Raw genomic sequence first — 14210 nt, forward strand, 5'->3', positions numbered from 1 at the left:
GGCTCCGGCTCGGCAAACCCTGCGCTACGTGATTTGCGTGACAGCATCACGAATTCGGATGGTGACAACCGTACCAACGCCTCCGCCGGAACCAGCCTTGCCACCACGCGTTTTCAAGGTGCGACAAGAATGAGGAGACGGACAATGACCTTTCAGGAGAGCACTCTCAAGGACGCCTCGATCCGGGAAACCCATGACCTGATCGCCAGCGACAAGGTAGAAGGCACGCGCGTCTATGGCGTCGACGGGCATCACATCGGCACGATCGAGCGCGTCATCCTCGAGAAGCGCAGCGGCCGCGTCGCCTATGCCGTCCTCGCCTTTGGCGGCTTTCTGGGCATCGGGGAAGATCACTATCCTCTGCCCTGGGCGAAGCTCAACTACGACGAGGAGCTCGGCGGCTACCGCACGGATCTGACGCGCGAGCAGGTCGACAAGGCGCCCAAATATCGCAGCGACGAGGAATATCAGTGGAATCGCGAGAATGGTCGTTTGGTCTATGACTATTACGGCGTCCCGCCCTACTGGATGTAAGACAGCCTCACCGTCAACGGTCAACGCCTCCTCCGGTCCCCGGCGGGGGCGTTGTCATTGGGTCAGACCTGCAGCGCGGCGGTCGCTTCAATCATCCTGGAGATGCGAGGAGCAGAGAAAGGACGGAGGGAGGCTGGGTCCGCCGGCGCCCGTGATCCCGCCGATGACGGCGGCTGCGAGGCGGTGAGCAATGCCGAAACTGATCTTGAAGCCGCCGGTCATCAGCTGCAGTCGCGGGAAATCCGGATGCGGGCCGACCATCGGATCCCGCCCCACCGCCTTCGGCCGTAACCCGGCCCAGCGTTCCACCACGGCCGCCCCTTGCAGCACGGGCAGGAGCGCCGCCGCCCGGTCGATCAGTGACTCGAGCCCGGCATCGGTCGAGAAGGGCGCGTCGAACTCTTCCTCGCTGGTGCTGCCGATTGCGGCACGCCCATTCTCATGCACCACCACATAGAGACCGCTCGAAAAGATGACCGGGAGCGCCGGATCCAGCCGGGTGTCGAGCAGCGCCGCCTGCCCCTTGACCGGCTTGCCGCTCGGGCGGGCGCGCGGCGCGAGAGTGTCGAGCAGCGAAAAACTCTCGCTGCCGGCGGCGAGCACGCAGTGCGCGAAAGCCAGGCGCCGACCATCGGAAAGGGACGCGTGACCACCTGCGGGATCGAGGCGATCGAGACCGATGCCTTCGACGATCTGGGCTCCAGGCTGGCGCCTTAGCGCTGCCTGAAGCACTGCCAGCAGCGCACGAGGCGAGACCCGGCCGGACAGCGTATCGAGGACAACGCCTTCGGCGACAGCCTGCTCGGCAAAGAGGGCCGGAGGCGGGGCGTCCATGACTTGCCAGGCAAAGTCGCGCTCGCCGGCCTGCCAGTTGCGTTCGGCATCGGCAGCCTGGGAGAGCGCGACACGGCGCAGGTCCGGCCGCGCAAGCGGCACCAGCCGGCCGGAGCGGCGATAGAGTGCGGAGAGGCCGGTGACATTCTCGATCGCGGCGATCTCGGCCTCCAGCGAGACCAGAGCATCGAACTGGAACTGCTTCTTGGCATTCCAGCGATCCGGCGTATGCGGCATCAGGGCGCCGAGCAGGCCGCCGCTGGCGCCAGCGCCGATGCGGGCCCGGTCGATCAGGAGGGTTGAGAGCCCGGCCTCGACCCCCTTCAGCGCCGTCCAGAGGCCCATGATGCCGCCGCCGACGACCAGGAGATCGACCGTCTCGGCCGGCGCGCGCTCGCCGTTCTGCCCCATGGCTCCTGCTCCGATTGACCTTGACCCGCAGCCTGGCTATCGCAGGCGGATGAGCACCACCGACCCCGCGACCGACATCTCCGCTCCAGGCGCGCAGGCGCTCGACTGGCATGCGGGCGATATGCCCTACTCGCTGGCCTTTGACGATCATTTTTATTGCCGCACCGACGGGCGGCTCGAATGCGGCCATGTGTTCCTCGCCGGCAACGGGCTGCCGGACCGCTGGCGGGACGGCGGCGATTTCTCGATCGGCGAACTCGGCTTCGGCACCGGGCTCAATCTCTGCGAGACCTGGCGGCAGTGGAGGACGACGGAGAAACCCGCCCCCGCACGGCTCTCCTTCACCTCCTTCGAGCTCTACCCGATGCAGCGCGACGATATCGCCCGGGCGCTCTCCGCCTGGCCGGAGATCGCTAAGGAGCGGGCGGCGCTGCTCGCGCGCTGGCCGGATGCGCCAACTGGCCATGTGGTACTCGATCTCGCCGACGATCTGCAGCTGACCGTCATCTGCGGCGCGGCGCTCGAGACGCTGTCGGCGCAGGAGCGCGCGATGGACGCCTGGTTTCTCGATGGCTTTGCCCCTTCGAGGAACCCGGACATGTGGTCGGAGGCGCTGATGGCCGAAGTCTATCGGCATACGCACCCCGGCGGCACTTTCGCGACCTACGCCGCCGCCGGCTTCGTGCGCCGCAATCTGCAGGCTGCCGGCTTCTCCGTCACCCGAAGCCCCGGTTTTGCCGGCAAGCGGGAAATGCTCTCGGGCCAGCGCTCTGCCTGAGGCACGGCGTGGACGAGGCGAAATCCACCTCGGTCAACATGTCCGAAATTTAATGAATCTCTTATGCAACAAGAGCTTGGGGAGGCGTATTATCTGGGTGTCACAGCTCGCGGGCCGAGAAACGGTCGCGCTGGACGAAGATGAGGACAGAACCATGTTCACCATTCGTAAGATGGCCACGATCGGCCTGATCGCTTTGACAGTCACCGGATCCACGCTCGCTCTCTCCACGGACGCGGAAGCGCATAACAATTTCGGCGCAGGCCTCGCGACCGGCCTGGCCGGCGGTGCCCTGCTCGGGGGCGCTTTCGCTTCCGCCCCGCCGACCCGGACCGTCGTCTATGGCCCCCCGGTCTATGCCGAGCCCGTCTACGGCGCGCCCGTCTACGCGACGCCTGCCTACGGTGCTCCGGTCTACGCCCCCTATGTGCATTGCCACACGGCCTGGCATCAGAACCATTACGGCCAGTTCTACCAGGTCCGCGCCTGCGCCGACTAGGCGCCCCAGCGGACCCCATCCTGCACGGGCCGGCCCTCGCGCCGGCCCGTTTCGTGTTGCACGCGGACCTACGAGCCTTCGCGAGGCGCCGGCCCTTGACTTTCGCACCGCGAAAGGCGACATGAGCGCAGAGCGTACCCTTCCGGCCGCCGCGTGAGCGGCCCAAGGCGGAGCACAAGGCCCCGCAGTGAAGGACAAGCGCTCCGCATAAAGCCGCAGACCGACCCAGACTGTCGAACCGGCTCGCCAGCGCAGACGACCTCGATCAACCCACCAAGTTCCCACTTCACGCGGGGTTCTTGTCGCCAAGCAACCGGACGTGCATTCCGCACATCCGGCCCTCGCGTTTGGCGCGCCCGAAAGGCACAGTTTTGACCACTTTCAACGACCTCGGCCTCTCCTCCCAGATGGTTTCGACCCTCACCGCCGAAGGATTCACCGTTCCCACGCCGATCCAGGCTGAAGCGATCCCGCTCGTCATGGAAGGCCACGACCTGATCGGCCTCGCGCAGACCGGCACCGGCAAGACGGCCGCCTTCGGCCTGCCGATGATCGAGCGCATGCTCGCCGACGGCAAGCGCGCCGATCCGCGCAATATCCGCGCCCTCATCCTGGCGCCGACCCGCGAACTGGTGAACCAGATCGCCGCCAATCTGAAGACCTTCGTCAAGAAGAGCCCGCTGCGCGTCACCGTCGTCGTCGGCGGCGCCTCGATCAACAAGCAGACCCAGCAGCTGGAGCGCGGCACCGAGATCCTCGTCGCCACCCCCGGCCGCCTGCTCGATCTCATCGCCCGCAAGGCGGTGTCGCTGACCACGGCGCGCTACCTGGTGCTCGACGAGGCCGACCAGATGCTCGACCTCGGTTTCATCCACGACCTGCGCAAGATTTCGAAGCTCGTGCCGAAGAACCGGCAGACGCTGCTCTTCTCGGCCACCATGCCGAAGGCGATTGCCGAGCTCGCCGGAGAGTATCTCAACGATCCGAAGCGCGTCGAAGTGACGCCGGCCGGCAAGGCTGCCGACAAGATCGAGCAATATGTTCACTTCGTCGGCGGCAAGGATGGCAAGACGCAGCTTCTGAAGCAGTCGCTGACCGCCAATCCGGATGGCCGCGCCATCGTCTTCTCGCGCACCAAGCATGGCGCGGAGAAGCTGATGAAGCATCTCGACCAGGTCGGCTATTCCGCCGCCTCCATCCACGGCAACAAGAGCCAGGGCCAGCGCGAGCGGGCGCTCAAGGCCTTCCGCGATGGGGAGGTGAAGGTGCTGGTGGCGACCGACGTCGCGGCCCGCGGCATCGACATTCCCGGCATCACCCATGTCTATAATTACGACCTGCCGGAAGTGCCGGACGCCTATATCCACCGCATCGGCCGCACCGCGCGCGCCGGCCGCGACGGCGTCGCGATCGCCTTCTGCGCCCCGGACGAAGGTCGTCTGTTGCGCGATATCGAGAAGCTGATGGGCATGTCGATCACGGTTGCCAGCGGCGAGCCCCCGGCCACCCTGTCGCGTCCTGCACCGGCCGGCCGCAATGCCCGCGGCGGCAATCGCGGCGGCGAGCGGAGCCAGCCCGGCAATGCGCAGCGCAGCCCGCGCCCGGCCCGCGTGCCGCAGGCCGCCAAGGCGGCGCCGAGCCCCTTTGCCGGCGACGATCTCCTGGTGGAAGCCGGCGACGGCCAGCAGAAGAAGCAGCACCGCAAGGGTCAGGGTCCTGCCGCCCAGGCCGCGCATCAGGCCGCTCTGGCCAAGCGCAACCGCAACAACAATCGCAACCGCAATGGCGCTGCCAATCGCGGCCGCGGCGGTCCGCAGGGTGGCGCACCGCAGGGCCAGCGCCGCGAAGGCGCTGCCCGGCGCGAAGAGGCCTGAGCCTCGCCTGATCTGAATTGGCGGCCGGTGGCCGCCTCGACACTCTCCGATCCGCGCGCAGCCTTCCCGCTGCGCGCGGATTTTTTTTACTGCCCTCAGCCCTTCTTGCGATTGGTGAGATAGACACCCAAGACGGCGATGGCGGTGCCGAGGATCATCAGAATGGTCAGCGGCTCGCTGAACAATGCCCAGGCCTGGAAGGCGGCGAGGGGCGGCACGAGATAGATGAGCGAGGCCGCCCGCGAGACCTGTCCGCGACGGATGAGATAAAGCAGCAGCGCGATCGCCCCCATCGACAGGCCGAGCACGGCCCAGGCAAGCGCAGCAAACAGCTCGAACCGCCACTCCACCCGCAGGTCCTCGAGCATCAGTGCCAGGGGTACGGTGACGATCAGCGCACCGACATATTGCAGCGTTGCCGTGGTGCGGATGTCGCTCTGCTGCAGGTGCCGCTTCTGGTAGATCGTGCCATAGGTGACAGAGGCCATGCCGGCGATATTGATCAGCACCGGCAGGAGATGGATCGGCGTCGCACCGGGATCGATCGCCAGCATCTTCGGAAAGACGGCGATGGCGATGCCGGCGAAGCCGAGAGCCAGCCCGAGTTTCTGCGCCCGGCTCAGTTGCTCGCCGATCAGGAACGGTGCGACAACGGCCGTCATCAGCGGCTGCAGCCCGGCAATGATGGCGGAAAGCGCGGCCGGCACCCCCTGCCCGATCGCCCAGAAGAGAGCGGCGAGATAGAAGCCGTGCAGGAACATGCCGGAGACGATGGCGCGCAGGACGAGCGCGCGCGACGACGGCCATCGTGCGCCGCTGGCAAGGCAGAAGAGCACGAACAGGACGGTGGCCGCTGCATAGCGCAGCACGAGGAAGGTCAGCGGATCGGCATAGAGGTCGGCATATTTCGCCATGACCCAACCTGTCGACCAGAGCAGCACGAAGAGGGCGGGAATGGCCTGTTCGAACCCGCCCGACGAGAGCGAACCCTTGGGGTCGGATTGGGTGCGATCTGTCATCATGTCTCCGGCGGAATTCTTCTATGGTCGGCTCGCTAGCTGCCGGCTCGCGCCGCGTCAAAGCAAAACTCCTGCAGCTGAGCATCAGCCGCGCTCATTCTGCGCGGATCAGCATTCAGATGATGCAAATGCGAGTTTTGAAGGCAGTTCTTCTGCGTTGGCGCCGCGCGTCGCCTTGCCGACGCCCGGCAAAGCGCCATTTGGCCCTTAGAGGGGCGCAGTTTTGCAGCGCGGAAATTCTTTGCGAGAGGAACGCGCATGCTTCTTGCATTGCTGATGTGCTTGGTCTCAAATGCCTAAAAAAAGGGGACGATACCGTTGGCATTCGATGAAATGATGAATGCGGACAACACGCCGCGCCAGCCCTACGAAACCTACAATGAGTGGTATGCAAGCCAGGACAAGGCCCGCCTGATCGCCAAGTCGAAAGAGGCCGAGAACATCTTCCGCAAGACCGGCATCACCTTCGCCGTCTACGGCCATGCCGACAGTTCCGAAAAGCTGATCCCCTTCGATCTTATCCCCCGCATCATCTCCGCGCGCGAATGGCGGCGGCTGGCGCAGGGCATCGAGCAGCGCGTGCTGGCGCTCAATGCCTTTCTCGACGACATTTACCACAAGCAGGAAATCATCCGCGCCGGCCGCATTCCGCGCGCGCTGATTGAGAAAAACGATACCTTCCTGCCGCAGATGGTCGGCTTCCGCCCGCCGGGCGGCGTCTACACCCATATCGTCGGCACCGACATCGTGCGCACCGGCGAGGACCAGTTCTACGTTCTGGAAGACAATGCCCGCACGCCCTCCGGCGTCTCCTATATGCTGGAGAACCGCGAGACGATGATGCAGATGTTTCCGGAGCTCTTCTACCAGAACCGGGTGAAGCCGGTGGAGAACTATCCCTACCTGCTGCGCCACTCGCTGGCTGCCGTCGCGCCGCCCGGCTGCGAAGGCAAACCGCGGGTCGCCGTGCTCACCCCCGGCATCTTCAACTCCGCCTATTACGAACATTCCTTCCTCGCCGACACGATGGGCGTGGAACTCGTCGAAGGGTCGGATCTTCGGGTGATCGACGGCAAGGTCAGGATGCGCACCACGCGCGGCTATGAGGCGATCGACGTGCTCTACCGCCGCGTCGATGACGACTTCCTCGATCCCCTCACCTTCCGGCCAGACTCCGCGCTCGGCATTCCCGGCATCATGGATGTCTACCGCTCCGGCAACATCACCATTGCCAACGCGCCCGGCACCGGGATCTGCGACGACAAGGCGATCTATTCCTACATGCCGGAGATCGTCGAATTCTATACCGGCCGCAAGGCCATGCTCGAGAACGTACCGACCTGGCGCTGTTCCGAGCCGCAGAGCCTGCAATATGTGCTCGACAATATCGCCGATCTCGTCGTCAAGGAGGTCCACGGCTCGGGCGGCTACGGCATGCTGGTCGGCCCCACCGCCTCGCGCAAGGAGCGCGCGCTCTTTTGCGAGAAGCTGAAGGCTCGGCCGAACAATTACATCGCCCAGCCGACGCTCTCGCTCTCCACCGTGCCGATCATGGTCAACAAGGGCATCGCCCCCCGCCACGTCGATCTGCGGCCCTATGTGCTCGTCTCCGACAAGGTGCAGATTATCCCGGGCGGGCTGACCCGCGTGGCGCTCAAGGCTGGCTCCCTGGTGGTCAATTCCAGCCAGGGCGGCGGCACCAAGGACACCTGGGTTCTGGAGGACTGATCGGACATGCTCGGACGTACTGCCAACGGACTCTACTGGATGTTCCGCTATATCGAGCGTGCCGAAAACAGCGCCCGCCTGGTCGATGCCGGGCTGCGCATGTCGCTGACCCGCTCACACCTGAACGAAGACAATTGGGAAGGCGTGCTGCAGAGCTCTGGTGTCTTCGACACCTATGAGAGCCTCTACGAGTCGCCCAACAACACCGATGCGGTCGATTTCCTCCTTCGGGAGAAGTCCAATCCGTCGAGCGTTCTCTCCTGCATCGAATCGGCGCGCAGCAATGCGCGCATGGTGCGCACGGCGCTGACGCGGGAGACCTGGGAAGCGACCAACGAGTGCTATCTCGACCTGAAGGCCATGCTGGCCCGCCGGGTCAAGGCTGCGGAACTGCCGGAGGTGATCGACGCGATCAAGCGCAAGACAGGACTGATCCGCGGCGCCTTCCACGGCACGATGCTGCGCAACGACATTTTCAACTTCTCGCGCATCGGCACCTTCATCGAACGCGCCGACAACACGGCCCGCATTCTCGACGTGAAATATTACGTGCTGCTGCCGGCCGTCAGCCAGGTCGGCACCTCGATCGACAATGTGCAGTGGGAATCGATCCTGCGCTCGGTCTCGGCCCATCGCTCCTATGGCTGGGTCTACGAGGCGGAATACAAGGCGGCCAATATCGCCGACTTCCTGATCCTCAACGGTCGCATGCCGCGCTCGCTCGCTTACTCCTATGACAAGATCGTCAGCAATCTCGGCTATCTCGCCCGCGAATATGGCGAGCGTCATGCCGCGCATGACACGGCGGAAGGCACGCTGAACTCGCTGCGCACCCATTCCATCAAGGCCGTGATGGACCAGGGCCTGCACGAATATATCGAGACCTTCATCAGCCAGAACAATATTCTCGGCCAGGAAATCTCCGACGGCTACCGGTTCTATTCCTAAAATGAGCCGGAGCCCGACGCATCAGAAGCGAGACACGGCATGCGCCTGAAGATCAGCCACACGACGGATTATCGCTATGACGAGCCGGTCAGCTATTCGCTTCAGCGCCTGCGCCTGACGCCGCTTACCCAGCCGGGACAATCGGTCATCGCCTGGGAAACCTCGGTGGAAGGGGCGAAGGTGGAGGTGGGCTACGAAGACCATTTCGGCAACCGCATCACACTCGTCAGCGTCAATGGCGAGCAGGATCATATCCGCATCGTCGCCCAGGGCGAGGTGGAAACGGCCGACCGCGCCGGCGTCTTCGGCCCGCATCAATCCTATATGCCGCTCTGGCTCTTCCTGCGCGAAACGCCACTGACCAAGCGCAGCAAGGTGATCCGCGATCTGGCCAAGTCGCAGACCGGCGACGGCGACCTTGCCCGCATGCATGCCCTGATGGGCGCCATTCATGAAGCAGTGGACTATCGGCCCGGCGAAACCGGCGCGGAGACCACGGCCGAAGAGGCCTTGCTGAGCGGCAGTGGCGTCTGCCAAGACCACGCCCATATCATGATCGCCGCCGCCCGCGCGCTCGACCTGCCGGCCCGCTATATTTCCGGCTATCTGATGCTGACCGACACGGTCGAGCAGACAGCCAGTCATGCCTGGGCCGAGGTACATCTGACCGGTCTTGGCTGGGTGGGCTTCGACGCCGCCAACAATCTCTGCCCCGACGACCGCTATGTGCGGATCGCGACCGGCCTCGACTATCGTGACGCCGCCCCCGTCTCCGGCCTCGTCCATGGCGCCGCCCACGAGACGCTGACCGTTGACTTGACGGTGCAACAGACGCATAGCCAGAGCCAGCAGGGTCAGGAGCAGACGCAGTCCTGAGGATCGAGGCGCCGCGTTGGTCTTGCGTCTCTCGAGAGCGCCACCTGGACGATGAAAGGATCCGGTCGATCCCTCCTACGGCAGGTCGCGTGATCCGGAATTCGCGCGCCCGGCTTTCGATATCTATTCCCTCGTTTCGCGCCTCAAGAACGTTTTTCCTACAGAATGTTCTAACGGAACGTTGATTTTCCTTCAGACTTTGCTTGCAGTGGCGTACATCTCGACCCATGATCCGGTTCGCAGGGTCATATATGCGCCCAACACCCGCCGAGACATTCCAATACCCCAGCCGTCGAGGATTTCAGCGAGCAGTCAGGCGTGCACGACCCGTCCACGTGTTTGGGCGGGCATCTCGATCAGGCTTGCGCCGGCATGCAACGAGGAGATCTGTTTGCCGATGACGCTGGCGAACGCAAAGAACATGTCGAAGTAGAGGGACGCGTCATGATCAGTATTTCCGTCTCCTATCTGGCGCTCAGTATTGGCGCGGTTATCGCGGGCCTCGTGCAGGGCATGTCCGGGTTCGGTTTTGGTCTGGTCGCGATGTCAGTTTGGGTCTGGTTCGTAGAGCCGAGAGTAGCGGCATGTCTGGTCGTGTTCGGCGCCCTCGTCGGACAAGTCGCTGCGCTGTATCTTCACAAACCACTCATCAACGTAAAGCTGCTCTGGCCGCATCTCGTGGGCGCGCTGGTGGGGATACCGATCGGCGCAACCCTGTTGCCTCTCGTCGACCCTATCTGGTTTCGAACTGGCTTCGGTGTGTTTCTCGTTGCCTGGAGCGCGCTGATGTTCGGCGACCGATTTATTCCCAAAATGCCGAAGAACGATCTGTTGGCGCCAGACATCGCTGTTGGCTTCATCGGAGGCACAATGGGCGGAATCGGCGGATTTTCGGGGGTTATCCCCACGCTCTGGTGGGCTTTAAGAGGGCTGAACAAGCGGGAGCACCGAAGCCTGATGCAGGTGTTCAATCTTTGCACCCTGACCGTTACCATGGCTTACTACGTCTACATCGGTCTTACGGCTGGCGTAGGCGGTATCTATTTTATCATCGTGGCCGCAGCCGTTCTGTTGCCGGTGATCATTGGCGTGCGCGTCTTCATGATTATGCCGGATGCAGCGTTCAGGCGGACGGTCATCCTGCTCCTCGGGTTTTCCGGTGTCGCGATGGTTGTCTCAGGCCTGCGCGATTGACCCGCGCTTGCAACGGTTAAGGACAGCCGCGCAGCGCGGGCGACATCAGTCCCTTGACGACATCGCGCACGAGGATTTGCCGCAAACGTCGACCCGGTAAGCCCATCTCTTCGGTTTCAAGGTCGTCCTACCGCGCAAAGCGCTTGGCGCCGGCGACGCAGAGGATGACGGCGAGGGTGACGCCGATCATGCCGGGGCTCACCGGCTCGTGCAGCAGGCCGGCCGCCAAGGCGAGGCCGAGGAAGGGCTGCAGGAGCTGAAGCTGGCCGACGGCGGCGATGCCGCCCTGCGACAGGCCGCGATACCAGAAGAAGAAGCCGATCAGCATGCTGAAAAGCGAGACATAGCCAAGCCCAAGCAGCGCCGGCAGGCCGATGCCGTCGAAGGAGGCGGGCTGCACGAGGAGGCTCAGCACCAGCATGACCGGTAGCGCCAGCACCAGCGCCCAGCAGATGACCTGCCAGCCGCCAAGGCTGCGCGACAGCCACCCGCCCTCGGCATAGCCGAGCCCGCAGACAAGGATAGCCCCCAGCATCAACAGATCGCCGACCGGAGAAACGCGCAGGCCCTGGCTTACCGCAAACCCCGCAACGCAGCTGCTGCCCGCCAGGCAGAAGAGCCAGAAGACCGGCTTCGGCCGCTCCCCGCCGCGCAGCACGCCGAAGAGCGCGGTGGCAAGCGGCAGGAGGCCGATGAAGACGATCGAATGGGCGGAGGTCACGCTCTGCAGGGCAAGCGCGGTGAGCAGCGGGAAGCCGACGACGACGCCGAGCGCCACGACGATCAACGACAGAACCTCCTGTCGCGTCGGCCATCTCTGCTTGAGGGCAAGAAGCAGTGCGAGCGCGATCAGCCCGGCGATCGCCGCGCGGGCAACTGTAAGGAACACCGGATCAAACTGCAGCACGGCAACGCGCGTCGCAGGCAGCGAGCCGCTGAAAATCGCCACACCGATCAATCCGTTCAGCCATCCGGCCCCTGCCCGATCCATTTTTCTCTCCCCGCTCGAAAGCCTCTTCTCCTGCAGGTCCCTAGGCGAGGCCATGCACAGTCTGTTACGGTTCGGCCAAACTGTATGGCCAACAGCAGCATTACGGGTTGAGGATGCAGAACGGCGTGACGCGGGTTCGCCTGGTGATGGAGACGATCTCCCAGCGCATTGCCGGGCGGGCTCTGACGCCGGGTGCGAAGCTCCCTTCCGTCCGAGCACTCGCCGCCACGCTCAAGGTTTCGGTCTCGACCGTGGTCGAGGCCTATGAGCGGCTGGTGGCGGAGGGCGCCATCGTGTCGCGCCCCGGATCGGGCTTCTATGTCGCCCAGCAGGCGGCGCCCTTTGCGCTCGCCGAGGCCGGACCGAAGGTCGATCGCGCCGTCGATCCTTTTTGGGTCTCGCGCCAGTCTCTGGAGACAGACGACGAGACGTTGAAGCCCGGATGCGGATGGCTGCCGCCGGACTGGTTTCCGGAAGCAAGCCTTCGCCGCGCACTGCGCGGGCTCTCGCGCGGCGACAGCGCCGTGCTCTCCCACTACGCCTCCCCGCTCGGCCTGCTGCCGCTCCGCCAGCTCCTGGCACGGCGTCTTGGCGAACGCGGCATCGAGGCGGCGCCGGGGCAGATCATGCTGACCGAATCCGGCACGCAGTCGATCGACCTCCTCTGCCGCTTCTTCCTGGAGCCAGGCGATACGGTGCTGATCGACGATCCCTGCTATTTCAACTTCCAGGCCCTGCTGCGCGCCCATCGGGCAAAGCTCGTCAGTGTGCCCTATACGCCGGCCGGGCCGGATATCGCAGCCTTTTCGCGGATCGTCGCCGAGGCGCGGCCGCGGCTCTACATCACCAATTCCGGCATCCACAATCCGACCGGCGCGGTGCTCTCGCCGGTCACCGCGCACAGGGTCCTCAAGATCGCCGAGGAGGCCGATCTCACCATCATCGAGGACGACATCTTCGGTGATCTCGAGACGGTGCCCGCCCCGCGGCTTGCCGCCTTCGACGGGTTGCAGCGCGTCGTTGAGATCGGAAGTTTCTCAAAAACGCTCTCGGCCTCCGTGCGCTGCGGCTTCGTCGTGGCGCGGCCGGACTGGATCGAGAGCCTGGCGGATCTGAAGATCGCCACCTCCTTCGGCGGCGGGCGGCTGACAGCCGAGCTGGTCTTCCAGGTCTTGAGCGACGGCAGCTACCGCAAGCATCTGGAGAGCCTTCGCGCGCGGCTGGCCGAGGCACGCAGCCGCGTCGCCGCCGCGCTCACGGCCATCGGCATCAAGCCGCTGCTCATGCCGCAGGACGGCCTTTTCCTCTGGTGCGCGCTTCCCGATGGCATCGATGCGGCCGAGATCGCCCGGGCGGCCATGGAGCGGCAGGTGGTGCTGGCGCCGGGCAACGTCTTCAGTCTCTCGCAATCGGCGCCAGCGCTCATGCGCTTCAATGTCTCGCAGATGGACGATCCGCGCGCCCTGGCGGTGCTGAAGGAGTGCCTCAGCCAGGCCCGAGCCTGAGGCCACCGCCGCGCGTCAGAGCACGCCGATGGTCACCTCTTCCCGCTCCGCCACGGCCAGCCGGTTGCTGAGCGGCAGGCCGAAACCTTCGGCGGCGATCTCGAAAATGTCGCCTGGTTCGGTCCTGATGCCATCGCCGAAGGAGAGCGTCGCCGTTCCGAACATATGGACATGCACATCGCCCGGCGCGCGGAACAGTCCATATTTGAAATGATGGTGCTCGAGATTGGCGAAGCTGTGGGACATGTTGGCTTCGCCGGAGACGAAGGGCTTTTCCCAGACCACGGCGCCATCCCGCAAGATGCGCGAGGTGCCACGCACATCTTCCGGCGGCGTGCCGATGCGCAGCTCCGGGCCGAAGCTTGCCGGGCGCAGCTTGGAATGGGCGAGATAGAGATAGTTGATCCGCTCGGTCACGTGATCGGAGAACTCGTTGGCGACGGCGAAGCCGAGGCGGAAGGGCTGGCCGTTGTCGGCGATCACATAGACGCCGGCGAGCTCCGGCTCCTCGCCGCCATCGAGCGCGAAAGAAGGGGAAACGAGATCCGCACCCGGCAGGGCAAGCTGCAGGCCATTCCCCTTGTAGAACCATTCCGGCTGCACGCCGGTATCGCCCAGCGCCGGCTTGCCGCCTTCGATCCCCATGCGGAACATCTTCATGGAATCGGTCTCGGCCTTTTCGGCCTGCTGCGCCGCGGCGGCATGCATGGCATCGCGGGTGGCGGCGGAGCCGAGATGGGTGAGCCCGGTTCCGGTCAGGTGCAGATGCGCCGGATCGGGGTGCGTGATCGGCGGCAGGAAGCGCTGCGTGGCATAGACCGTCTGCAAATCGACCGGCCCGGCCAAGCCGCGGCTGTGAATGACATCGAGAAGGCCGCGGCCGGAATTGGCGGCTTCGAGCGCCAGGTGGTAGAGACTATCAGCGCCGCGCACGGCATGGGCGCCCTCCCCCTCTTCGCGCACGGCAACGGTGATCGACCCATCCTCATTCAGGATCTGCGAGATCAGCATGAACCTGT

General features: G+C 64.7%; 13 protein-coding genes. 9 read left to right on the forward strand and 4 right to left on the reverse strand.

The features are described from left to right. Positions 1-144: 144 nt before the first annotated feature. The gene (locus ACLE20_RS05880; protein ID WP_410939333.1) at positions 145-534 is read left to right on the forward strand and encodes a PRC-barrel domain-containing protein; all 390 of its coding nucleotides are present in this window, start codon (positions 145-147) and stop codon (positions 532-534) included. 87 nt (positions 535-621) lie between these two features. Here ACLE20_RS05880 and ACLE20_RS05885 read toward each other — a convergent pair whose 3' ends face one another. Next, the gene (locus tag ACLE20_RS05885; protein WP_410939334.1) at positions 622-1779 is read right to left on the reverse strand and encodes an NAD(P)/FAD-dependent oxidoreductase; all 1158 of its coding nucleotides are present in this window, start codon (positions 1777-1779) and stop codon (positions 622-624) included. 49 nt (positions 1780-1828) lie between these two features. Between ACLE20_RS05885 and mnmD the strand changes: the two genes are divergently transcribed. The 3 genes from mnmD (at position 1829) to ACLE20_RS05900 (ending at position 4930) form a co-directional block, all read left to right on the forward strand. Further along, on the forward strand, positions 1829-2557 hold the full coding sequence (gene mnmD, locus ACLE20_RS05890) for a tRNA (5-methylaminomethyl-2-thiouridine)(34)-methyltransferase MnmD (RefSeq protein ID WP_410939335.1): 729 nt from the start codon (positions 1829-1831) through the stop codon (positions 2555-2557). A gap of 154 nt (positions 2558-2711) precedes the next feature. Continuing rightward, complete coding sequence (locus tag ACLE20_RS05895; RefSeq protein ID WP_410939336.1) at positions 2712-3056, forward strand: hypothetical protein; 345 nt, start codon at positions 2712-2714, stop codon at positions 3054-3056. 371 nt (positions 3057-3427) lie between these two features. Further along, on the forward strand, positions 3428-4930 hold the full coding sequence (locus ACLE20_RS05900; protein WP_410939337.1) for a DEAD/DEAH box helicase: 1503 nt from the start codon (positions 3428-3430) through the stop codon (positions 4928-4930). A 95-nt stretch (positions 4931-5025) separates the two neighbouring features. Here the strand turns inward: ACLE20_RS05900 and ACLE20_RS05905 are convergent, their stop codons facing one another. Continuing rightward, the gene (locus ACLE20_RS05905; RefSeq protein ID WP_410939338.1) at positions 5026-5949 is read right to left on the reverse strand and encodes a DMT family transporter; all 924 of its coding nucleotides are present in this window, start codon (positions 5947-5949) and stop codon (positions 5026-5028) included. A 333-nt stretch (positions 5950-6282) separates the two neighbouring features. On the opposite strand from ACLE20_RS05905, the gene ACLE20_RS05910 reads away from it, so the two are divergent. The 4 genes from ACLE20_RS05910 to ACLE20_RS05925 all read left to right on the forward strand — a co-directional run bounded on the left by ACLE20_RS05910 (position 6283) and on the right by ACLE20_RS05925 (position 10695). Beyond that, entirely contained in the window at positions 6283-7677 is a 1395-nt protein-coding gene (locus ACLE20_RS05910; RefSeq protein WP_410939510.1) for a circularly permuted type 2 ATP-grasp protein, read from the forward strand. 6 nt (positions 7678-7683) lie between these two features. Next, positions 7684-8625: an alpha-E domain-containing protein gene (locus tag ACLE20_RS05915; protein WP_410939339.1), complete on the forward strand. Its 942-nt coding sequence runs from the start codon at positions 7684-7686 to the stop codon at positions 8623-8625. A gap of 39 nt (positions 8626-8664) precedes the next feature. Next, on the forward strand, positions 8665-9501 hold the full coding sequence (locus ACLE20_RS05920; RefSeq protein WP_410939340.1) for a transglutaminase family protein: 837 nt from the start codon (positions 8665-8667) through the stop codon (positions 9499-9501). Positions 9502-9819: 318 nt separating this feature from the next. After that, the gene (locus tag ACLE20_RS05925; RefSeq protein WP_410939341.1) at positions 9820-10695 is read left to right on the forward strand and encodes a sulfite exporter TauE/SafE family protein; all 876 of its coding nucleotides are present in this window, start codon (positions 9820-9822) and stop codon (positions 10693-10695) included. Positions 10696-10822: 127 nt separating this feature from the next. Here ACLE20_RS05925 and ACLE20_RS05930 read toward each other — a convergent pair whose 3' ends face one another. Next, positions 10823-11686 (reverse strand): DMT family transporter, encoded by an 864-nt coding sequence (locus tag ACLE20_RS05930; protein WP_410939342.1) that lies wholly within the window; start codon positions 11684-11686, stop codon positions 10823-10825. A 113-nt stretch (positions 11687-11799) separates the two neighbouring features. Here ACLE20_RS05930 and ACLE20_RS05935 point away from each other — a divergent pair, with 113 nt between their 5' ends. Next, a complete protein-coding gene (locus ACLE20_RS05935) occupies positions 11800-13191 on the forward strand; it encodes a PLP-dependent aminotransferase family protein (RefSeq protein WP_410939343.1) in 1392 nt (463 codons plus the stop codon). Positions 13192-13206: 15 nt separating this feature from the next. On the opposite strand, the gene araD1 is transcribed toward ACLE20_RS05935, so the two are convergent. Next, positions 13207-14202 carry an AraD1 family protein gene (gene araD1 / locus ACLE20_RS05940; protein ID WP_410939344.1) on the reverse strand — a complete coding sequence of 332 codons (996 nt, stop codon included), beginning with the start codon at positions 14200-14202 and terminating at the stop codon, positions 13207-13209. Positions 14203-14210: the final 8 nt, after the last annotated feature.

This window comes from Rhizobium sp. YIM 134829 (assembly GCF_046546455.1).

Coding starts and splice junctions, on each gene's coding strand:
- ACLE20_RS05910 (WP_410939510.1), top strand. CDS start 6,283: ATGATGAATGCGGACAACACGCCGCGCCAGCCCTACGAAACCTACAAT.
- ACLE20_RS05930 (WP_410939342.1), bottom strand. CDS start 11,686: ATGGATCGGGCAGGGGCCGGATGGCTGAACGGATTGATCGGTGTGGCG.
- ACLE20_RS05880 (WP_410939333.1), top strand. CDS start 145: ATGACCTTTCAGGAGAGCACTCTCAAGGACGCCTCGATCCGGGAAACC.
- ACLE20_RS05895 (WP_410939336.1), top strand. CDS start 2,712: ATGTTCACCATTCGTAAGATGGCCACGATCGGCCTGATCGCTTTGACA.
- ACLE20_RS05885 (WP_410939334.1), bottom strand. CDS start 1,779: ATGGGGCAGAACGGCGAGCGCGCGCCGGCCGAGACGGTCGATCTCCTG.
- mnmD (WP_410939335.1), top strand. CDS start 1,829: ATGAGCACCACCGACCCCGCGACCGACATCTCCGCTCCAGGCGCGCAG.
- araD1 (WP_410939344.1), bottom strand. CDS start 14,202: ATGCTGATCTCGCAGATCCTGAATGAGGATGGGTCGATCACCGTTGCC.
- ACLE20_RS05935 (WP_410939343.1), top strand. CDS start 11,800: ATGCAGAACGGCGTGACGCGGGTTCGCCTGGTGATGGAGACGATCTCC.
- ACLE20_RS05920 (WP_410939340.1), top strand. CDS start 8,665: ATGCGCCTGAAGATCAGCCACACGACGGATTATCGCTATGACGAGCCG.
- ACLE20_RS05915 (WP_410939339.1), top strand. CDS start 7,684: ATGCTCGGACGTACTGCCAACGGACTCTACTGGATGTTCCGCTATATC.
- ACLE20_RS05905 (WP_410939338.1), bottom strand. CDS start 5,949: ATGACAGATCGCACCCAATCCGACCCCAAGGGTTCGCTCTCGTCGGGC.